Here is a 20,550-nt window from a genome sequence, read left to right as displayed (position 1 = left end):
AAACAACAAGCTCTCACGCTTTCCTTTTCAGCATCCTTTTCTTTTCAAGACCAATATAGGACAATAAGCCCAATTAACACATCCAAACTTCGATCACTCGCTATGCCAGAAAAGAAAGCTCCCACCAAAAAAGCCGCCAACGTCAATTTTGAGAGCCAGCTGCAAGAGCTGGAAACTATTGTTGAGCAGCTTGAAAGTGGCGAACTGCCGCTGGATGAAGCCCTGAAAGTGTTTGAAAAAGGGGTTAAATTGTCCCGTCAGTGCCAACAGCTGCTCGCCGATGCCGAGCATAAAGTTACTGTACTGATGGATAATCAGGAACAGGCCTTCGAAGTCGACGAACCATAAGCTCTACCCTTCATGACGATTCAGCAGCAACTAGAACACTGGCAGGACCGGATCAGCAAGCTATTAACTGAGAGCCTGCCCAGTGACGGCACCAGCCCACAAAGCTTACATCAGGCCATGCGCTACGGTGCGCTTAATGGTGGCAAACGTATTCGGCCGACATTGGTGTATATAACCGGTCAGGCGCTAGGGGCAGAACTTTCCGATTTGGACAGCCCAGCATTAGCCGTAGAGCTGATCCACTGCTACTCACTGGTTCATGACGACCTGCCGGCGATGGATGATGATGATTTACGTCGCGGCAAACCGACCTGCCACATTAAATTTGATGAGGCAACAGCGATTCTAGCCGGGGATGCGCTGCATACTCAGGCTTTTGAAGAGCTGGCAAGCCATCCGTTTTCAGCAAAAGCCCAGCCCCAACAACTTCAAATGATTCAGCTACTTGCTCAGGCCAGTGGCTCTCTTGGTATGGGTGGCGGTCAGGCCATTGACCTGGAATCGACATCGAAAATGATAGACTTAGCAACACTTGAACAAATGCACCGAATGAAAACCGGTGCCTTGATCAAAGCCAGTGTGTTATTGGGTGCTTTGTGTGCCGGAAAGCTCGATCAGCAAGAGCAAAACGCTTTGGAGCTATATGCGGACGCCATTGGACTTGCTTTCCAGGTCAAAGACGACATTCTGGATATCGAGTCAGACACCACCACACTTGGTAAGCCGCAGGGCTCTGATTTGGCCAAGGATAAGAATACTTACCCCGCCCTGCTGGGGCTTGACGGTTCTAAGCAGAAATTAGAGGATTTATTGGATTTATCCCTACAAGCACTGGCTAAGTTGCCGTACAATACCGAGTCCCTCGCCGAGTTGGCGAACTATATAGTCAATCGTAACGCTTAATTGCCGCAAAACCCTATGAGCTCTGAAAAATACCCATTATTAATGCACATTGACTCGCCTGTTTACCTCAGGCAGTTGGAAAAGTCGCAACTGAGCGAAGTTGCCGACGAACTACGTCAGTACCTCATAGATACCATCAGCCAATGTGGCGGCCACTTTGCAGCAGGTTTAGGTACGGTTGAGCTCACCGTTGCCCTGCACTACATGTTTAACACCCCGGATGATCGCATTGTCTGGGATGTAGGCCATCAGGCCTATCCTCATAAAGTGCTAACTGGGCGTCGCGATCAGTTACAAACCATTCGACAAACAGACGGTCTACACCCGTTCCCGGTTCGCACTGAGTCCGAATACGATACCTTTGCGGTGGGGCACTCCAGTACCTCAATCAGTGCAGCCCTGGGTATGGCACTGGCAGCCAAACAACAAGGCCTGGATCGCCATTGTGTTGCAGTTATTGGTGATGGTGCTCTAACGGGCGGCATGGCTTTTGAAGCCATGAATCATGCTGCTGATACTGATGCAAATATTCTGGTCATTCTGAATGACAATGAAATGTCGATCTCAGAAAACGTCGGTGGTCTAAACAAATATTTAGCCAAATTATTGGCTGGCCGCTTTTATCAGCGTGTCCGTGAAACAGGCAAAAAAGCGCTACATAATATCAAACCACTATCAGATTTCGTTAGTCGTGCTGAAGAGCACATGAAGGGTATGGTTCTTCCGGGCACTTTGTTCGAAGAGTTAGGCTTCAATTATAATGGACCCATTGATGGTCATGACTTACCGACATTATTAAATACTCTCAATAATATTAAAGAGCTGAAAGGTCCTCAGTTCCTGCACATTGTTACGCGCAAGGGCAAAGGCTATGAGCCGGCGGAAAATGATCCGATTGCCTACCACGGCGTACCGATTTTTGATCCTAAAGATACCAGCCTGCCCAAAGGTAAAAAGCCTAAAACCTATTCCAATATTTTTGGTGATTTCCTGTGTGATATCGCTACAAAAGATGAACGCGTAGTTGGCATCACACCTGCTATGCGTGAGGGCTCCGATCTGATTCGCTTCTCGCGCGAATTTCCCGAGCGTTATTATGATGTAGGTATTGCGGAACAACACGCAGTGACAGTCTCTGCTGGTTTGGCTTGCGAAGGTTTAAAGCCAGTTTGCGCAATTTATTCGACCTTCCTGCAACGCGGTTATGATCAGCTGATTCATGATGTCGCTTTGCAAAACCTCGATGTGCTATTTGCCATTGACCGCGGCGGATTAGTCGGTGGCGACGGTGCCACCCATAATGGTGCTTTTGATCTGAGCTACCTGCGCTGCATTCCGAACATGGTTATCATGACGCCAAGTGATGAAAACGAATGTCGCCAGTGCTTATATACAGGTTATTTGTATGAAGGCCCTGTAGCAGTTCGCTACCCGCGCGGTATGGGTAGCGGCATAGAGCCAGAGCAAACGTTTACCCCATTCCCAATTGGCAAGGGCAGCATCAAACGTCGTGGTGAGAAAGTCGCCATCCTGGCCTTTGGTTCAATGGTTCAAACTGCCATGGAAGCGGCAGAACAAATCCACGCAACGGTTGCCGATATGCGCTTCGTAAAACCATTGGATGAAGAGTTAATCAGACAGTTAGCGGAAACCCACGAGCAATTCATTACCATCGAGGAAAACGCCATCATGGGCGGTGCCGGCTCCGCCATCAATGAATTCCTTTTGAATAACGACATTCAAATTAAAGTCAAAAACTTAGGGATTCCCGATAGATTCGTAGAGCATGGCGACACTAAAGAGTTGTTTAAAAGAATTGGATTGACTGCAGAAGATATTATTAAGAGCCTGTAGTTTGCTCGCTCTTTCGTAGGGTGCGTCGAGGAGCACCCTACAGCTCCCTCTACATATCACATTACAATTAAAACTAACACCTGCAATATCAGCCAAGCAAAAACACCAGCCAGTAAATCATCAATCATAATGCCAAAGCCGCCGTGGACTTTTTTATCGAGCCATTTGATCGGCCAGGGTTTCATGATGTCGAAAATGCGAAACAGAATGAAGCCAATAATGGGCCAAATCCAACCTGCCGGTGCTGCGATCATGGTGACAAAATAGCCACAGAATTCATCCCAGACGATGCCGGGGTGATCATGAACACCAAGCTTTTTTGCGCTGTAATGACAAATGCCGATGCCGAGGATACTCAAAAGTATGGTTGCTGCGATATACCAGTGAACACTTAATGAGGACAAGCCATACCAAAGTGGAATAGCAACTAGTGTACCCCAAGTGCCGGGAGCTTTAGGCAATAATCCGGAGCCAAAACCAAAGGCAAGGAAGTGAATAGGATTCTTAAATACGGTTTGGCTTAATGACATGTTTGGTTCGCTTTAATAATTTATTCGGAAAAATGCTGCCAGCCCTGTCGCTTCGGCTGAAAGGGCTTTCCATCCAGTAACAATTGAATATCAGTTTCTTCTCCAGCTGTTATTGAACCGATTCTATGGACATTGACCTTAAAGTCTTCGGCAAGATTGAGGATCTTGTTGCGCATGCTGGATTTGGCGGTAAAGCATAATTCATAGTCATCCCCGCCATTCAGTGCAAACTCACGCGCACCTTCCAATCCTACAAATTCAGTTAACTGCTCAGATAAAGGCAATGAGGCGACTTTGATTTTTGCCGAACAATTGCTCTTTTCAAGGATATGCCCTAAATCAGCCATCAAGCCATCAGAAACATCGATAGCGGCATGGGCTATCTTGGATAGCTTTCTTGCAAAAGCTAAAGGTGGTTCGGGGCGTAATAATCGCTGCCATAGATAAGTTTCAGCGTCATTGAGTTGGTTCAATTTAGAGTGCAAACCCAATGCGGCGGCGGCATCGCCGAGATATCCCGTAACCCAGATATCATCATCCAGCTGTGCTGACTTTCTTAGCAGAGCTTTGCCTGTTTTAACCGTTCCAAATACGGTAACCGAAATCGTCAGTGGCCCCTGTGTGGTATCACCACCAATCAGTGGAATATTAAAAGTTTCGCTGGCTTGCTTTAAACCATAACTGAAAGCTTCGAGCCATTGTGTATCAACTTTTGGTAAGGCAATGGCCAAGGTAAAGCCTAGAGGTTTGGCGCCCATTGCCGCTAAATCACTGACATTCACGGCTAACGATTTATAGGCAATATCGGCAGGATCAATATCTGAAAAAAAATGAACGCCATCCACCAGTGTATCAACGGAAGTGACCAGTTGGCGCTTATCAGGGACGGAGAGAACAGCACAGTCATCACCCACCCCTTCTATCACTGTGTCAGAATGCGATTGGCTAAAACTGAAATACTCCTTGATCAGTTCAAACTCTTTCATGATATGACTTGGTCAGTTAATTATTCGTGGGGGCGTAAGTCTTTACTGATCTTATCAAGCACACCATTAACGAATTTATGTCCATCGGTAGCACCAAAAGTTTTGGCCAGTTCAATACCTTCGTTAATCACAACCTTCTTAGGCACATCAATGCGCTTTTTCAATTCAAATGCTGATAACCGAATAATCGCGCGCTCAATCGGATCGATATCATCGATATCTCTTTCCAATGCAGGAGCAAGAGCCGCATCAATTTCGTCAAGGTTGGTCAACACGCCAGAAAAAAGCTCCTGAAAATAAACCGTATCTACTTTTTTAGCATTCATGGTGGTCAGGTATTGCGCCTCAATCTCATTCAAAGGATTGGCTGACATTTGCCACTGATAAATTGCCTGGATTGCATATTCTCTTGCACGACGACGCGCAGCGGGTTTGAAGGTTGTACTCATGAGCGTTTCTCTTTTAGTGCGCGAGTTAAATTAATCATTTCAACAGCAGTCGCTGCAGCTTCCCCACCTTTGTTCATTTTTGCTGGGTTAGCGCGTTCTTCGGCCTGCTCCTCGGTATTTACAGTTAAAATGCCGAAGATGACAGGAATATCATTGTCCAAGGAGGCGCGCATCAATCCAGAGCTCGACTCAGCACAGACATAATCAAAATGTGGAGTATCGCCACGAATAACCACACCGATGGCAATGACAGCGTCAAACTGCCCCGTTTTGGCAACCTGCTGAACTGCATAGGGTAATTCATAAGCCCCTGCCACATCAAACAGCTCAATATTCTCATTCGGAACTTTAAGTTCATCCAGGCGCTGTTTGGCACCAGCAATCATTTTATTAATGATTGGGAGATTAAAGCGGGCGTGGACGATGGCGATTCGACCGCCGGTGTATTCTGTTGCAGAAAAGTCTAACTTGAAGTCGCTCATAACACTGTGAATTACGAAAAATTATCGCGTATTGTAATATGAATAGGTCCTTTTGAGTATGATTATCTTGAAGAATCCTATATATTACGGTTCGTTCTAGGCTTTTTATAGCAACAAGGACACAATAAAAAATATAGCATTTAGTAATAAAAGGAATACTAATAATGAAACTTCCAAAACCAAACTTTTCCTTCGCCAGTCTTTATAAAAACAGCAAATTGCTGATTGGTGCGGGTGTCGTTTTTGTTCTTTATATTATCTTGCGCAATTCTGTGTTTTACGCAGAACCGGGGTACGTCTATCACGTCCGAACCATTCTCGGTAATGAGCATGCTGTCAGTGACGTCGGGTATCAGTTCTTTTTTTTCGGTCGCTGGAATTCATGGAAGCGCGCGACGACTGTGCAGGCGGTACTTGGTGGTCATGCTAATAATGTCAGTGCAGAAAATGAGTCAAAACAGGGCGGTAGTGCCAGCCTTCCACCGCTGAATATTATGTTCCTAGATCAGGTTGATGCTGATGCACAGGCGACCGTGCGATTTTCGATACCTACTGATCAAGAAGGCTTCTTGAACCTTGCACATGAATACCGTACTCCTGACAATTTCCTGCGGACAGCACTAATACCTGCATTCAAAGAAACCCTGCAGGCAACGGCCTCATTGATGAGCGCCGAAGACTATTATTCTGGTGGTCGTACTGAGTTTAATACCGAATTCGAAAACCAGATGGCCAATGGTATCTATATCGTTCGTCGCGAAGAGCGCCGTGAAAGCGTACAAAGAGAACGCCTGTCTTCTGCTAATGCCACATTAGGCAAAGAGCAAAAAGAATACGATGATGAAATCAAAATCTCGTTTGAAGTAAAAAAACGTCTTGATGAGAATGGTGTCCCATTACGTAAAAAGCAAAAGTTCACTGGCTTTGGAGTGCAGGTGGTTGATGCTCGTGTCACTGATATGCGCCCTAACTCTCGGTTTATAGACCGTATGCAGTTAAAGCAAAAAGCCTCTGCTGATCGTGCTATTGCACGCGAACAGCGTATTCAGGAAGAAGAGCAGCGGCTGCTTGCGATTGCCCGTGGTGAGCGCGAAGTCGCTGAACGTCAGGCAGAAGCAAAAGTGAATCAGATTCAGAAAACCACAGATGCAGAAACGGAAAAGCAATTAGCTTTAACAGAAGCTCAGAAATTCAAGGAACAGGCTGAAATCCAAAAGGTCACTGCTGAAATCCAACTGGAAAAAGCGCGCATTGAAGCAGAAACCAAAAGAACTCTGGCTGATGCCGAAGCCTATCAGAAAAAAGTGATTCTTGAAGCCGATAATGCCCTGGCACAGAAGCTTGAGGCTGAGATCGAAATTCAAAAACTATGGGCAGATGCGTTTGCTAAGCGTCAGGTTCCAACCAATGTCTTTGGCAGTAATGGCAACACTCCAACCGGTTCTGACTCAGAAACTAAGGCTTTCATGCAAATGTTAACCTTGGATGCAGCCAAAAGACTAAGCTATGACAGAGATATAAAGAAATAAGCTTCGTTAGATAAGTTTAAAACAAAAATCCCGCCAACTGGCGGGATTTTTATAAGTTCTAACTCTGGAATTACTGCTCTGGAGTTATGTTTTCAACAATTTCCAGTCCATAACCAGCCAGGCCGGTGTACTGACTTCCTGAACTCAATAATCGCATCTTATGAACGCCTAAATCAGCCAGAATTTGCGAGCCAATACCGACAGTTCGTTTCTTTTGACGCTTTTGCTCCTGAGTTAAAGGTTCCCCTTTATCTTCCTGTTCAAAGCGACGAATCCGATTAAGCACTTCCTCACTGGATTCTTTATTGGCAAGCACAACCACTACACCCTCACCTTCTTTGGCGATACGCTCGATGGCTTTACTTAAACCCCAGCCAGGCTTTCTACCACGTTGAGCTTCCAGCAAATCACCGAGGCTATCCGTTAAGTGAACACGTACTAACGTTGAGGTATCGTTTTTAGGATTGCCCTTCACCAAGGCGAAATGTACTTGACCATCAATGGTATCGCGGTAGGTGTGAAGGCGAAATTCTCCATGCTCAGTGGGCCAATGGCACTCACTGACCTTTTCTACCGTTTTCTCTTTGGTCGAGCGGTATTCAATCAGATCCGCAATGGTTCCAATTTTCAGGTTGTGTTCCTGAGCAAAGGTTTCCAAGTCAGGGCGACGAGCCATGGTGCCATCTTCATTCAAGATCTCAACGATTACGGCAGCTGGCTCAAAGCCTGCTAAACGCGCTAAATCACAGCTTGCCTCAGTGTGACCCGCACGATTCAGAACACCACCAGGTTTAGCCATAATTGGAAAAATATGACCCGGCTGAACAATATCGGTAGGCTTGGCATTCGGAGCCACCGCCATCTGCACGGTTCGAGCACGATCAGCGGCAGAAATACCGGTAGAAACACCTTCGGCCGCTTCAATGGATACCGTAAAGTTGGTACTGAAACGGGCACCATTCTGCTGTGACATCAAGGGCAAATTGAGTTGCTCACAACGCTCACGGGTCATGGGTAAACAAATCAATCCTCGGCCATAACGCGCCATAAAATTAATATCTTCTGGACGCACCTGAGTGGCCGCCATCACCAAATCGCCTTCGTTCTCACGATCTTCGTCATCCATCAGAATGACCATTCTGCCCTGACGGATATCTTCAATAATTTCTTCGATGCTATTTAATTGCATATCACTCACACATTTATTGAGGTTTAGCAGCTCCAGTCTGCATCAAGCGCTCTAGATAACGAGCAATGAGATCAATTTCCAAATTGACCTTGGTTCCCACCTGATAGCTATCAGCAATGGTTTCTTGCAATGTATGTGGGACCAGATTGAGGAAAAAACAATCCTCATCAAGCTGATTAACGGTCAAACTGGTACCGTCAACCGTAATTGAGCCTTTGATGGCGATATAGTGTAACACGTCTTTCGGAGCACGAATGGTGTACTGGATAGAGCGTCCGGCATCTTCAATCGCAAGTACTTCACCAATACCATCCACATGGCCGCTGACCATATGACCGCCAAAGCGTGTCGTTGGCAGCATGGCTTTTTCAAAATTAACGGGCTGATGCGCCTGGTAGTGTTTAAAGCAGGTCACCTTAATGGTTTCGACCGAGACATCTGCTGAAAAGCCGTCTTCAAACTTTTCAATTACAGTCAGGCAGACACCGTTACAAGCAATGCTATCGCCAAGTTCCACATCAGACAAATCCAGCTTGCCCGTTTGAAAACGGTAGCGAGCATCTTCGCCTTTTGGCTCAATTGCAGCAATGTAGCCTGTTGCTTCTATAATTCCGGTAAACATAACTAAGCCTTTTTAAAATAGTAATTCAATCGCAGATCATTACCTATCTGCCGAATATTGCCGAGGGTTAACTCTATATTCTGTTGCATAGTTTCCAGCGGTAACTGAACCATAGGCCTGGCCGCGCTACCCATCAGCTTCGGGGCCATATAAACAACCAACTCATCAACCATTTCCTGCTCGATAAAAGCACCCACTAGACCACTGCCAGCCTCAATCAAAACATCATTGACTCCGGTCTCTGCCAGCAACATGAGTAATGCTTTCAAGTCGATTTTGTGGTGAGAAATCTTATCTTTACCGGGCAACAGTGCGACTGTTTTCTGTTCAACATTTGCTGGGTAATCTTTTTCTGATAAGTGACCGCTAACCAACCAGCAATGTCCTTCATTGCTGAATATTTTGGCATTTGGTTCGACAATATTTTGTGAATCAATGATAACTCTGATGGGTTGAGCGAAATGAGGGTTTGCAATATAGGCCGATTCACGCACGTTCATGGATGGGTCGTCAATCACCACAGTACCAGAGCCCGTGATAACGGCACCTGACTCTGCACGTAAACGCTGAACATCACGGCGGGCATCAGTTCCAGTGATCCACTGACTTTCGCCACTGGCCATTGCGGTTCTGCCGTCCAGACTCATGCCAATCTTGACAACTACTCTGGGTAGGCCGGTTGTCATACGCTTAATAAAACCAAGATTGAGCTGTTCGGCTTGCTCCCGCATTAGTCCGTGTTCTACTTCGATGCCGGCGTTTTGTAAGATCTGCATTCCTTTTCCCGACACCAATGGATTGGGATCGAGCATTGCGGAAACCACTTTTACAACGCCGGCTTCAACCAAGGCCTCGGCACAGGGTCCCGTTTTTCCATGATGAGCACAAGGCTCAAGAGTTACATAGGCGGTTGCCCCGCGTGCATTGTCACCAGCACGATTCAAGGCATTGATTTCAGCGTGGGCAAAGCCTGGCTTTTCATGCCATCCCTCGCCAATAATTTGCTCGTCTTTTACCAGAACACACCCCACCCTGGGATTGGTTCTTGTGGTGAACCAGCCTTTGCGTGCTAACTGAATAGCTCGCGCCATGTAGCTGGAGTCTTGTGTTGTAAAAGACATATCAGGTATGAGTTACCTTTGGGATGTGTAAAAGCGACAGCGGTTACTTACTGTCGCTCTGTAATTTATCGATTTCTTCGCGAAAAGCATTTACATCTTTAAAGCGACGATAAACCGAGGCAAATCTCACATATGCCACTTCATCAAGGCCTCGAAGAGCCTCAATCACCAGCTCACCGACAACGGTAGATGGCACTTCGCGCTCACCAAGAGCGCGAATTTGTGACAAGATTTTATTGATAGCGGCTTCCAGATCTTCAACACTGACTGGACGTTTTTCAACGGCCTTTGCTAAACCCATTCTTAACTTAGCCTCATTAAAGGGCTCACGCGTTCCGTCAGTTTTAATGATCTTAGGCATTACCAGCTCAGCACTTTCGAAAGTCGTATAACGCTCGCCACAGGCAAGGCATTCTCTGCGGCGTCGTACCTGACTGCCGTCAGCCACTAAACGTGAATCAATAACCTTCGTATCCGGGTGAGCGCAAAACGGGCAATGCATAACAGCTCCTTATGTTGCCAATAGCGTGCTTATCAATTAACTGCGATAGACTGGAAAGCGGACTGTTAATTCCAGAGCCTTTGCTTTCACATCCGCAATCGTTTGTTCGTTTGTAATATCGTCAAGAATATCACAGATCCAGCCAGCAAGCTGAGTGGCTTCAGCTTCTTTAAAACCACGAGTTGTGATGGCAGGAGTACCCATACGTAAGCCACTGGTTACAAAAGGTGAGCGTGGTTCATTGGGTACGGTATTCTTGTTTACTGTGATATTAGCCTGGCCAAGTGCTGCTTCAGCATCTTTGCCAGTAATATCTTTATCGATTAAATCGATCAGGAAAAGATGATTATCTGTGCCGCCAGAAACGATTTTATAGCCACGCTCCATCAATACTTTGGTCATGGCTTGGGCATTAATTTTAACCTGCTTCTGCATGGCTTTGAACTCGTCACTTAGGGCTTCTTTGAAAGCTACCGCTTTAGCAGCGATTACGTGCATTAATGGACCGCCCTGACCGCCTGGGAAAACCGCAGAGTTGAGCTTTTTCTCAAGATCAGGGTTAGAACGGGCAATGATGATACCGCCGCGAGGGCCGGCTAATGTCTTATGAGTGGTTGATGTAACCACATCCGCATATGGAACTGGGTTAGGATATTCGCCTGCAGCAATCAAGCCTGCAACGTGTGCCATATCCACAAATAGGTAAGCACCAACTTTGTCGGCAATTTCTCTGAATTTGGCCCAGTCAACTACACGAGAATAAGCCGAGAAACCGGCAACGATCATTTTTGGCTTATGCTCAAGTGCTAAGGCTTCAACTTGCGCATAATCAATGTAACCGTTTTCATCAACGCCATATTCAATCGAATGATAGATTTTGCCTGAAAAGTTAACCTTCGAACCATGAGTCAGGTGACCACCGTCAGACAGACTCATACCTAAAATGGTATCGCCTGGCTTAACTAGCGCCATGTATACTGCAGCGTTTGCTTGTGAGCCAGAGTGAGGCTGGACATTGGCATAATCAGCGCCGAAGAGCTCTTTAATGCGCTCAATGGCCAGTTTTTCAGCGATGTCCACATATTCACAACCACCGTAGTAACGCTTATCGGGATAACCTTCCGCATACTTATTGGTTAACACAGAACCTTGAGCTTCCATTACGCGCTGACTGGTATAGTTTTCTGAAGCAATCAGCTCAATATGCTCTTCTTGGCGCTTCTTTTCAGCTTCAATCGATGCGAAAAGTTCAGGATCAAACTCTTTTAATGGCGTGGTGTTGCCCAACATGTGCTAAACCTCAATTACGTTAATCAAATAGAATGCTTTTTTAGCATTAAGAAGTGGCGCTATTTTAACCTATCCATGGCTGAAATGTCCTACAAAATAGATAATTAATGGTTATAACCCTGAACTCAAATAACAGCTTTAGAACCAGCCACGATTCGACTCCAATTCCGCCTGACATTGTTTATACTGAGCTGCGTACTTCAGCGATTGCGCCTTAACCTTGTCTGCCACCTTAATCAGCCAGCCCTTGGAGTTATAGGTTTTTCTCTTATAGCCGCCCCAGCCTTCATGATAGGCAAGATACTGTGCACGAGCATCCCACTTTGAGATACCCAGTTGTTTGTGGCTATTGAATGTATACCAGCCAATGAAGTCGATAGCATCATCAAAGTTATCACGTCTTGCACCATGGTTATTGGTTGACGTCCGGTAAGTATCCCAGGTTCCCTCAAGTGCCTGAGCATAGCCATAGGCGTTAGATGGTCTAAATCCCGGAATAAAACCCAAGTACCACTTTCTGGCGGGACGAATATCATGCTGAAATTTGGACTCCTGATGCATGATAGCCAACTGCACATGAATTGGCGTGCCCCAGCGCTCCTGAGAATCCAAAGCGGCCTCGTACCAATCCTCATCTTCCAGAACACTGCAAGCATCGTTGACATTACTTGGCTTAAATGTTGAGCAGCCCTGTGCCATTAACAGAAAAAAACCACTTGTCAGTAAAATTAACAATTTTGAACGCAAACCTGTTTCCTCTCACAAATTGTTCTTTTTTTAGTAAATTTTAATATACCTTACAAAAATCAATGATAAAATAAATCAACTAGTTATATTAACTTCCGCTAACTTGCATCAATTAATTATGAGCGCCATTCTACTCGTCGATGACAGCCATGAAATTTTAGCGAACACTGCGCAACAGTTAACGGCTGCCGGTCACGATTATCATTATGCCGCTGATTACAAAGAAGCGTTAAATTACATTCGCCTTAACCGACCTCAAATCAGAATCGTTGTTGTCGCGCTCAATAATGCGCTTGGTTATCCTTCATTGCGTAAAATCAAAAGCGGAATGTCGGAGCGCGCCACCATTATTGTCTATTCGGACAACAAAGACCAGACTATAGCCAGCTGGGTTAAAAAACTTGGAATTGAGCACTATTTTGAACACAACCGCCAGGAAATTGACCTTTTTAACCGTATTAAGCGTAGCCTGTTCCAAAAAGGGATGTTCTTTACCAGTCAGCAGTTAAAGGAATTAACCAGCACCTTATCAAAGTATACTCCTGAGGCAGACAAGCTGGTTAAAGAAACAGCCCCACAGTCTAAAAGTCTGCAAGAGTTACAGCATAAATTGGCAAGACGACTTGAAGGTATCGAAAATCAACGAGGCTTCTTGCTGGAAGCCCAGAAGCAATGAGCTAACCACACAATTTAGCCAACCTCACAAGCATCTTCAACTACCTGACAATTCTCTACCTCTACCTGAATAGTGGCATGACCAATGCCATGCTCTTTCTTCAATAACAACAGCATCTCTTCCAATAAATTGTCACTATTTTTATTGGGATCAACCAGAGCATGAAATGTCATCATCGGCTCCGCTTCACTCAGACTCCAGGCATGCATATGGTGGACGTCTTTAACCCCCTCGATAGACATTAAGTCTAAGCGAATATTACTCATGCTGATGCCGATAGGTGTACCCTCTAGCAATATATGGGATGCGTCTTTAATAACGTGGTATGCGCTTCTCAGGATCAGAACTGCAACGAAAATAGATAATAGTGGGTCGACCCATAGTAGCCCCCATATCCATATTACAATTGCTGCGATAATTGCGCCAACTGATCCGAGTAAATCACCCAGGACATGCAATAACGCGCTTCGTATATTGATATTGGAGTCACCGGCACTATGCAGGATCTTGAAGACGAGTAAATTTACAATCAGTCCTATGACCGCCACGGTAAACATACTGACACTTTGAATGGGGTTAGGCTCAATAAAGCGATGAATCGCTTCCCAGAGAATCCAACCAGTAAGTAATATCAGAAAAACACCATTGGTATAGGCGGCCAAAACTTGTAACCGACCGTAGCCGAAAGTCCGTTTACTATCTGCGGGCTTAGCAGCAAAATAAAGAGCGGAATATGCCAGTAAAAGCGCTGCAGTATCTGTCAGCATGTGTCCAGCATCTGCAAGAAGGGCAAGGGATCCAGAAACAAGACCGCCAATAACCTCAACGACCATGAAAGTTCCGGTTAATGACAATGCCCAAAGCAGATTTTTCTTACTAGCTACATGTGTGCCATGTGACTCATCATCATTTAAATGATTATGGTTGTGGTGTGTGCCCATAATAACCTTCTTTCAGAATGTTGCCTTGAGTGTAACAAAGATTTTAAGGCATTCGAAACAGAATTATTATTCATGACAATGAAGACAGGTCGCCCTTAACAATTGGCGTTAAAGTCCTTACACTTAGCAGTTATCTTCAATACTTGGTATCGTTATGCCTGAACTACAAGAATTACCAGAAGACAATATTTTTCAAGCATACGGCATATTATTGCTCGAAAATAAACACAGGTTTGTCAAAAAGCTCAAAAAGCATTACACCCCCTCTATTCATGGTCATAAGACCTGGAACAGCAGCTTCCTGCTAATGGACTACTTTTTACACAAGCAACTATTAAACAACAAGCAGAGAGTATTAGAGCTTGGTTGCGGCTGGGGACCTACTAGCATTTTCTGTGCTCACCATGCAGGCTGTAAGGTTACCGGGACTGACAGAGACGATGAAGTTTTTCCTTTTCTGGAACTTCAGGCAGCACTTAATCAGGTCGAAATTACAACCGAATCAATCAGCTTTGAAAAACTCACAAAAAAGCATCTCACTGACTATGACATTGTCTTTGGAACCGATATTTGCTTCTGGGATGATCTGGCAAAGATTCACTACAATCTGATAAATCGGGCTAAAAAGGCAGGTGTAAAGCATGTTTTACTGGCAGATCCTGGCCGTCAACCGTTCTTTGATCTAGCCGAGCGAGTTCTTACTAAGCATGATGCTGAACTACTCGATTGGTATTGCACAGAGCCCGAGTACTTCGAGGGTTATATTCTGCATGTGAAGCTGTAAATCGAGTTACCACAATCGGCTTTATGCTAAGCTAGCCTTAGTTCAATCACACAACATTGGGGAAAGGGAATGAGTGATATAAATTATTATGCGGTATTGGTTGCAGCAATCTTATCGTTTGCTGTCGGAGGCTTATGGTACTCACCTATGTTATTCGGCAGAATTTGGCTAAAGGAAATGAAGATAGAAGCAGAAGATATTAAACAAAAACCTAGTGTCTTTATTCTGAGCTTTATATTTGCCCTGGTCGCTGTCTTTGTCATTGCAGACTTGCTTGGGCCCAATCCCGATCTCATACATGCTGTAACAGTTTGTGCAATGGTCGGTGCTATTGTATTTCTTGGCCTGGGTATAACGTATCAATTTAGCAATAAGTCATTAAGACACTTACTAATTGATGGCGGTTATCATCTTGTAATATTTACTCTGTTTGGATTAATACTCGGAAGCTGGCATTAATGCTATCAGCGGACACTTACTCAAGTTAATAAAAAACCCGCATAAAGCGGGTTTTTTAAAGTCACTATAGAAATTACTCTTCAGTAACTACTTCGTCTAAATCGACATCGTCTTCAACCACTGGACGGTCTACTAATTCAACGTATGCCATAGGTGCGTTATCGCCTGGACGATTACCACACTTAAGGATACGCAAGTAACCACCTGGGCGCTCCTGATAACGAGGACCAAGCTCAGCAAATAGCTTAGCAACTGCTGCATTATTACGAAGACGTGCAAAAGCAAGACGACGATTAGCAACGGAGTCTGTTTTCGATAGAGTAATTAAAGGCTCAGCAACACGACGTAATTCTTTTGCTTTTGGCAAAGTAGTACGAATTAACTCATGCTCGATTAATGACGCAGTCATATTACGGAACATAGCTTTACGATGTGAGCTGTTACGGTTTAATTTACGACCTGATTTTTGATGACGCATATTGAGTTCCTCACTCTATTTAATTGTAGCCTGCGGTAGTACTACAAAAACTTCTGTAAATATTTAAACTTTACGATTTCTTTGTTAGAAAAGTTTATTTCATTTACACAAACAAGATTAGAAAGTTCTAATCGATTAATCAGGTAACTGTCTGAATAAATTCAAAAAATTACCAAAGGGTTTCATAGCAAGCTATGAATAAAAAGGCGCAAGACAATGCTTGCGCCTAATTCTTACTACTAAGAACTAGTCACCGATAATGCTTGATGGTGGCCAATTCTCTAAACGCATACCTAAGGACAAACCACGTGAAGCAAGAACGTCTTTAATTTCAGTTAATGACTTCTTACCTAGGTTTGGAGTTTTAAGTAACTCAACTTCGGTGCGTTGTACCAAGTCACCAATGTAATGGATATTCTCGGTTTTAAGACAGTTGGCAGAACGTACTGTCAATTCAAGATCATCAACCGGACGCAAAAGAATTGGGTCGATTTCTGGCTCTTCTTTCTCTGGTTCAGCTTGTTTCTCGTCTTTCAAATCAACGAATGCCGCCAATTGTTCCTGAAGAATAGTCGCACTGCGGCGAATAGCTTCTTCTGGGTCAATGGTGCCATTGGTTTCAAGATCAAGTACTAGCTTATCCAAATCAGTACGCTGCTCTACACGAGCAGACTCGACCGTGTAAGAAACTTTCTTCATTGGGCTGAAAGAAGCATCAACTTGCAATACACCAATTGGTTTATCTTCGCCTTCAGGTTGTTTACGAGTATTAGAAGCCTCGTAACCACGACCTAAACGAACTTTGATGCGCATGTTTAAAGCGCCACCTTTATTCAAAGTAGCGATGTAGTGATCTTTATTGACCACTTCAGCACCTGATACTTCTTCAATGTCAGCAGCAGTCACGACGCCTTCACCTTTCTTTTGAAGAGTTAAAGTAGCTACTTCTTTATCTTCAAGGCGAACAGCCAACCCTTTTAAGTTCAAAAGGATATCGATAACGTCTTCTTGAACGCCCTCAATAGCTGAGTACTCATGAAGAACACCGTCGATTTCTACTTCTGTCACTGCGGCACCTGGCATAGAAGATAGCAAGATGCGACGCAATGAGTTACCCAAAGTGTGTCCAAATCCACGTTCAAAAGGTTCAAGTACCACTCGGGCTTTGGTGCCTTCGCTTGATTCAACCTTAATTTGGCGCGGAGTCAGAAATTCAGTCGCTGACATATTATCCCTCTCAAGGATTAAAATTACTTAGAGTACAACTCTACGATTAGGTTTTCATTGATGCTGGCGTCAAGTTCAGAGCGCTCTGGAACACGCTTAAACTGACCTTCCATTTTCTTACCATCAACTTCAATCCACTCTGGCTTGTCACGCTGTGCAGCCAATTCCAGTGCAGCAACGATACGTGCTTGCTTCTGTGATTTTTCACGTACAGAAACAACGTCTTCGGCTTTTACTGTGTAAGAAGGAATATTGACTGTTTCGCCGTTTACCAAGATAGCCTTGTGGCTAACTAATTGACGCGCTTCGCCACGAGTAGCAGCATAACCCATACGATAAACAACATTATCCAAGCGAGATTCTAAAAGTTGTAACAAGTTAACACCTGTTGCACCTTTTAGACGATCAGCTTCTTTGTAGTAGTTGCGGAATTGACGCTCAAGTACGCCATAAATACGACGAACTTTTTGCTTTTCACGTAACTGTAGACCATAGTCAGACAAACGGCTACGACGCGCGCCATGTTGACCTGGGGCTACTTCAATTTTACATTTAGTCTCAATTGCACGAACGCCAGACTTGTGTCCTAAATCGACACCTTCACGACGCGACAATTTGAGTTTTGGACCTAGATATCTAGCCATTTCAAACTCCCGTTAATCTCTTATACACGACGCTTTTTAGGCGGACGACAACCATTATGAGGAATAGGCGTCACGTCAGTAATGTTAGTGATCTTGAAGCCAGCTGCATTCAAAGCACGAACTGCTGATTCACGACCTGGTCCAGGACCTTTAACAAATACTTCAACGTTCTTCATACCCATTTCTTTAACTACTTGAGCAGCGCGATCAGCAGCTACCTGTGCAGCAAATGGAGTCGATTTACGTGAACCACGGAAGCCAGAACCACCAGAAGTTGCCCATGCAAGAGCATTACCCTGACGATCTGTGATCGTTACGATGGTATTGTTAAACGACGCATGAATATGCGCCATACCATCGACAACGTGCTTTTTAACTTTCTTTTTGGTAGTACGAGGTGATTTAGCCATGTGTTAATTCCACCATAACCATTATTTCTTGATTGGTTTACGAGGACCTTTACGGGTACGGGCATTAGTCTTCGTACGTTGACCGCGCAATGGCAGGTTACGACGATGACGGATACCACGGAAACAACCCAAGTCCATCAAACGTTTAATATTCATGTTGATTTCGCGACGCAAATCACCTTCAACGGTAAATTTGCTCACCTCGTTACGTAGATTCTCAATTTGGTCTTCGTTCAAATCTTTGATCTTTGCAGTAGTTTCAATTCCTGCAGCAGCACAAATTTTTTGTGCACGAGGACGACCGATACCATAGATAGCGGTCAAGGCGACATCAGCATGCTTATGTACCGGAATGTTAATACCAGCTATACGAGCCATTTAACAATTTCTCCTAAATTTAATAAGCAGGCGTGAAAGGCCGCGTATTCTAGCCACATCACGCCTAAAAATCAACCAATTAAATGACTAACCTTGACGCTGTTTATGGCGTGGGTCAGTACAGATAACGCGAACACTGCCGTGACGACGAATCACTTTGCAGTTACGGCACATTTTTTTTACAGAAGCACGAACTTTCATTTGCTACTCCAACATGCTTTAGCGACGAACACGACCCGATGGGCCCTGTTTCTTAAGATTCGCTTTCTTAAGTACTGAATCATATTGCTGCGACATAAGGTGAGCTTGCACCTGAGCCATAAAATCAATGGCAACAACAACGATGATCAGCAGTGAAGTTCCACCGAAGTAGAACGGGTAATTAAAGATCAGGATCAGAAATTCTGGCATTAAACATACAGCGGTCATGTAAAGAGCACCCCAGAAAGTCAAACGTGTTGTGACTTTATCAAGATACTGTGCTGTTTGCTGTCCAGGACGAATACCTGGAATAAATGCCCCTGACTTCTTTAAGTTATCGGCAGTATCTCTTGGGTTTTGCGTTAATGCAGTATAGAAAAACGCAAAGAAGATAATACCGACGGCATACAACATAATGTATACAGGTTTACCTGGCTGTAGGTTTTGCGCCATGGTGGTTAACCAGGTAACTTCACCTGAACCGCTACCGAACCAAGACAACAAAGTGCCTGGGAACAAAACGATACTAGAAGCAAAAATCGCTGGAATAACACCGGCCATATTAAGCTTCATAGGTAAGAAACTACTTTGGGCTGCAAAAACCTTATTGCCTTGCTGGCGTTTCGCATAGTTAATGGTAATTCTACGTTGAGCTCTTTCGAACCAAACGATGAAGTACACAACCGCTAATGCGAAGATACCAAAAACAAGTACGCCAAGAATGTTACGGTCCCCGTCATAAGCCTGTCCAAAAATCTGACTAATGGCTTGAGGGAAACCAGCAACAATACCTACCAGGATAATGATAGAAATACCATTACCTATACCACGTTCAGTAATTTGCTCACCCAACCACATTAAGAACATGGTACCGGTAACCAAAGTTACTACCGCGATAAAGTAGAATGAAAAATCAGGGTTTGCCACTAGACCAGGAATAATACCAGGTAACTGAGTAGACATACCAACCGCTTGTACAGTTGCCAAGGCAACCGTTAGGTAACGAGTATACTGATTGATTTTACGGCGACCGCTTTCGCCTTCCTTCTTGATCTCTTTCAGACGCGGATCAACAAAACTCAAGATTTGCATGATAATCGAAGCCGAAATGTACGGCATGATACCTAGAGCAAAAACAGAAGCACGCTCAAGCGCCCCTCCTGAGAATACGTTGAACATCGTAAAGATAGTTCCACCCTGATTTTCCAAGAAAGCTTGCAAAACAGAGCCGTCAACGCCCGGAACTGGAATAAAAGAGCCAATCCGGAAAACAATAATAGCCATGAGCACAAACAGCAAACGCTGTTTGAGCTCACTTAAACCACCGCCTTTAGCAATTTGCTGTGGTGATAATGCCATTATTCTTCAACCTTTCCACCAGCCGCTTCAATAGCAGCTTTTGCGCCTTTGGAAACACGAACTCCGCCGGTAACTGTTACTGCGCGCTCGATGTTGCCCGATAGCATGATTTTAACGTTTTCGATGTTGTTTGTGATTAATCCAGCTTTTTTCAAGCTCAACATATCAACAACTTCACCTTCAACTTTAGCTAACTCACTAAGACGAACTTCTGAAGTTACTAAAGCTTTACGCGATTTAAAACCAAACTTTGGCAAACGCTGTTTCAATGGCATCTGACCGCCTTCGAAACCGATCTTGTTGAAACCACCTGAACGTGACTTCTGACCTTTATGACCACGGCCTGCAGTTTTACCATCAGTAGAACCGATACCACGACCAACACGTTTGCGATCTTTTTTACTACCAGGAGCTGGCATCAATGTATTTAAACGCATGATA

Annotated in this window: 26 protein-coding genes; 7 read left to right on the top strand and 19 right to left on the bottom strand. The window is 44.6% G+C overall.

Going from position 1 to position 20,550, the window contains the following annotated elements:
- Positions 1–102: 102 nt before the first annotated feature.
- From B158_RS0109610 to dxs, 3 genes are read left to right on the top strand one after another with little or no spacing between them, the layout of a single operon-like run.
- Positions 103–348 (top strand): exodeoxyribonuclease VII small subunit, encoded by a 246-nt coding sequence (locus tag B158_RS0109610; protein WP_018625154.1) that lies wholly within the window; start codon positions 103–105, stop codon positions 346–348.
- 12 nt (positions 349–360) lie between these two features.
- Positions 361–1,251, top strand: a complete 891-nt coding sequence (ispA, locus tag B158_RS0109605) for a (2E,6E)-farnesyl diphosphate synthase (RefSeq protein WP_018625153.1) — start codon at positions 361–363, stop codon at positions 1,249–1,251.
- A 15-nt stretch (positions 1,252–1,266) separates the two neighbouring features.
- Positions 1,267–3,105: a 1-deoxy-D-xylulose-5-phosphate synthase gene (gene dxs, locus B158_RS0109600; RefSeq protein WP_018625152.1), complete on the top strand. Its 1,839-nt coding sequence runs from the start codon at positions 1,267–1,269 to the stop codon at positions 3,103–3,105.
- Positions 3,106–3,161: 56 nt separating this feature from the next.
- Here the strand turns inward: dxs and B158_RS0109595 are convergent, their stop codons facing one another.
- The 4 genes from B158_RS0109595 to ribH are packed head-to-tail and all read right to left on the bottom strand — an operon-like array spanning position 3,162 to position 5,552.
- Positions 3,162–3,635 carry a phosphatidylglycerophosphatase A family protein gene (locus tag B158_RS0109595; protein WP_018625151.1) on the bottom strand — a complete coding sequence of 158 codons (474 nt, stop codon included), beginning with the start codon at positions 3,633–3,635 and terminating at the stop codon, positions 3,162–3,164.
- A gap of 20 nt (positions 3,636–3,655) precedes the next feature.
- The gene (gene thiL / locus B158_RS0109590) at positions 3,656–4,621 is read right to left on the bottom strand and encodes a thiamine-phosphate kinase (RefSeq protein WP_018625150.1); all 966 of its coding nucleotides are present in this window, start codon (positions 4,619–4,621) and stop codon (positions 3,656–3,658) included.
- A gap of 20 nt (positions 4,622–4,641) precedes the next feature.
- A complete protein-coding gene (gene nusB, locus B158_RS0109585) occupies positions 4,642–5,070 on the bottom strand; it encodes a transcription antitermination factor NusB (protein ID WP_018625149.1) in 429 nt (142 codons plus the stop codon).
- On the bottom strand, positions 5,067–5,552 hold the full coding sequence (gene ribH, locus B158_RS0109580; protein WP_018625148.1) for a 6,7-dimethyl-8-ribityllumazine synthase: 486 nt from the start codon (positions 5,550–5,552) through the stop codon (positions 5,067–5,069). The genes nusB and ribH overlap by 4 nt, the downstream gene beginning before the upstream one ends.
- A 164-nt stretch (positions 5,553–5,716) precedes the next feature.
- Here ribH and B158_RS0109575 point away from each other — a divergent pair, with 164 nt between their 5' ends.
- Positions 5,717–7,081 carry an SPFH domain-containing protein gene (locus B158_RS0109575; RefSeq protein WP_018625147.1) on the top strand — a complete coding sequence of 455 codons (1,365 nt, stop codon included), beginning with the start codon at positions 5,717–5,719 and terminating at the stop codon, positions 7,079–7,081.
- Between the two features lie 70 nt (positions 7,082–7,151).
- Here the strand turns inward: B158_RS0109575 and ribBA are convergent, their stop codons facing one another.
- From ribBA to B158_RS0109545, 6 genes are all read right to left on the bottom strand, one after another.
- Positions 7,152–8,270: a bifunctional 3,4-dihydroxy-2-butanone-4-phosphate synthase/GTP cyclohydrolase II gene (gene ribBA / locus B158_RS0109570; protein WP_018625146.1), complete on the bottom strand. Its 1,119-nt coding sequence runs from the start codon at positions 8,268–8,270 to the stop codon at positions 7,152–7,154.
- A 13-nt stretch (positions 8,271–8,283) separates the two neighbouring features.
- Positions 8,284–8,892: a riboflavin synthase gene (locus B158_RS0109565; RefSeq protein WP_018625145.1), complete on the bottom strand. Its 609-nt coding sequence runs from the start codon at positions 8,890–8,892 to the stop codon at positions 8,284–8,286.
- 2 nt (positions 8,893–8,894) lie between these two features.
- Positions 8,895–10,013, bottom strand: coding sequence for a bifunctional diaminohydroxyphosphoribosylaminopyrimidine deaminase/5-amino-6-(5-phosphoribosylamino)uracil reductase RibD (gene ribD / locus B158_RS0109560; protein ID WP_026309345.1), 1,119 nt, complete (start codon positions 10,011–10,013; stop codon positions 8,895–8,897).
- 43 nt (positions 10,014–10,056) lie between these two features.
- Positions 10,057–10,515 carry a transcriptional regulator NrdR gene (gene nrdR / locus B158_RS0109555; RefSeq protein WP_018625143.1) on the bottom strand — a complete coding sequence of 153 codons (459 nt, stop codon included), beginning with the start codon at positions 10,513–10,515 and terminating at the stop codon, positions 10,057–10,059.
- 36 nt (positions 10,516–10,551) lie between these two features.
- A complete protein-coding gene (glyA, locus tag B158_RS0109550; protein ID WP_018625142.1) occupies positions 10,552–11,805 on the bottom strand; it encodes a serine hydroxymethyltransferase in 1,254 nt (417 codons plus the stop codon).
- Between the two features lie 138 nt (positions 11,806–11,943).
- The gene (locus B158_RS0109545; protein ID WP_051082518.1) at positions 11,944–12,504 is read right to left on the bottom strand and encodes a transglycosylase SLT domain-containing protein; all 561 of its coding nucleotides are present in this window, start codon (positions 12,502–12,504) and stop codon (positions 11,944–11,946) included.
- 166 nt (positions 12,505–12,670) lie between these two features.
- Between B158_RS0109545 and B158_RS0109540 the strand changes: the two genes are divergently transcribed.
- Positions 12,671–13,228, top strand: a complete 558-nt coding sequence (locus tag B158_RS0109540; RefSeq protein WP_018625140.1) for a response regulator — start codon at positions 12,671–12,673, stop codon at positions 13,226–13,228.
- Between the two features lie 14 nt (positions 13,229–13,242).
- Here B158_RS0109540 and B158_RS0109535 read toward each other — a convergent pair whose 3' ends face one another.
- Complete coding sequence (locus B158_RS0109535) at positions 13,243–14,169, bottom strand: cation diffusion facilitator family transporter (RefSeq protein ID WP_018625139.1); 927 nt, start codon at positions 14,167–14,169, stop codon at positions 13,243–13,245.
- A gap of 154 nt (positions 14,170–14,323) precedes the next feature.
- Between B158_RS0109535 and B158_RS0109530 the strand changes: the two genes are divergently transcribed.
- Both B158_RS0109530 and B158_RS0109525 read left to right on the top strand, forming a co-directional pair.
- Entirely contained in the window at positions 14,324–14,953 is a 630-nt protein-coding gene (locus B158_RS0109530) for a class I SAM-dependent methyltransferase (RefSeq protein ID WP_018625138.1), read from the top strand.
- 69 nt (positions 14,954–15,022) lie between these two features.
- On the top strand, positions 15,023–15,412 hold the full coding sequence (locus B158_RS0109525; protein ID WP_018625137.1) for a DUF1761 domain-containing protein: 390 nt from the start codon (positions 15,023–15,025) through the stop codon (positions 15,410–15,412).
- A gap of 73 nt (positions 15,413–15,485) precedes the next feature.
- Here B158_RS0109525 and rplQ read toward each other — a convergent pair whose 3' ends face one another.
- The 8 genes from rplQ to rplO all read right to left on the bottom strand — a co-directional run bounded on the left by rplQ (position 15,486) and on the right by rplO (position 20,546).
- Complete coding sequence (gene rplQ, locus B158_RS0109520) at positions 15,486–15,890, bottom strand: 50S ribosomal protein L17 (RefSeq protein WP_018625136.1); 405 nt, start codon at positions 15,888–15,890, stop codon at positions 15,486–15,488.
- 246 nt (positions 15,891–16,136) lie between these two features.
- Positions 16,137–17,117 carry a DNA-directed RNA polymerase subunit alpha gene (locus B158_RS0109515; RefSeq protein ID WP_018625135.1) on the bottom strand — a complete coding sequence of 327 codons (981 nt, stop codon included), beginning with the start codon at positions 17,115–17,117 and terminating at the stop codon, positions 16,137–16,139.
- Between the two features lie 23 nt (positions 17,118–17,140).
- Positions 17,141–17,761 carry a 30S ribosomal protein S4 gene (rpsD, locus tag B158_RS0109510; protein ID WP_018625134.1) on the bottom strand — a complete coding sequence of 207 codons (621 nt, stop codon included), beginning with the start codon at positions 17,759–17,761 and terminating at the stop codon, positions 17,141–17,143.
- Between the two features lie 20 nt (positions 17,762–17,781).
- Positions 17,782–18,171, bottom strand: a complete 390-nt coding sequence (gene rpsK / locus B158_RS0109505) for a 30S ribosomal protein S11 (protein ID WP_012800394.1) — start codon at positions 18,169–18,171, stop codon at positions 17,782–17,784.
- 21 nt (positions 18,172–18,192) lie between these two features.
- Positions 18,193–18,549 carry a 30S ribosomal protein S13 gene (gene rpsM / locus B158_RS0109500; RefSeq protein ID WP_018625133.1) on the bottom strand — a complete coding sequence of 119 codons (357 nt, stop codon included), beginning with the start codon at positions 18,547–18,549 and terminating at the stop codon, positions 18,193–18,195.
- A gap of 87 nt (positions 18,550–18,636) precedes the next feature.
- Entirely contained in the window at positions 18,637–18,750 is a 114-nt protein-coding gene (gene rpmJ, locus B158_RS0109495) for a 50S ribosomal protein L36 (protein ID WP_012800392.1), read from the bottom strand.
- Between the two features lie 18 nt (positions 18,751–18,768).
- Positions 18,769–20,109, bottom strand: coding sequence for a preprotein translocase subunit SecY (secY, locus tag B158_RS0109490; RefSeq protein WP_018625132.1), 1,341 nt, complete (start codon positions 20,107–20,109; stop codon positions 18,769–18,771).
- Entirely contained in the window at positions 20,109–20,546 is a 438-nt protein-coding gene (gene rplO, locus B158_RS0109485; RefSeq protein WP_018625131.1) for a 50S ribosomal protein L15, read from the bottom strand. Before rplO ends, secY begins: the two co-directional genes overlap by 1 nt.
- Positions 20,547–20,550 lie beyond the last annotated feature (4 nt).

The organism is Kangiella aquimarina DSM 16071, assembly GCF_000374105.1.
Taxonomy (GTDB): Bacteria; Pseudomonadota; Gammaproteobacteria; order Enterobacterales; family Kangiellaceae; genus Kangiella; species Kangiella aquimarina.
Note: the sequence above shows the minus strand (reverse complement) of the source record. Positions and strands in the feature narration are given on the sequence as shown.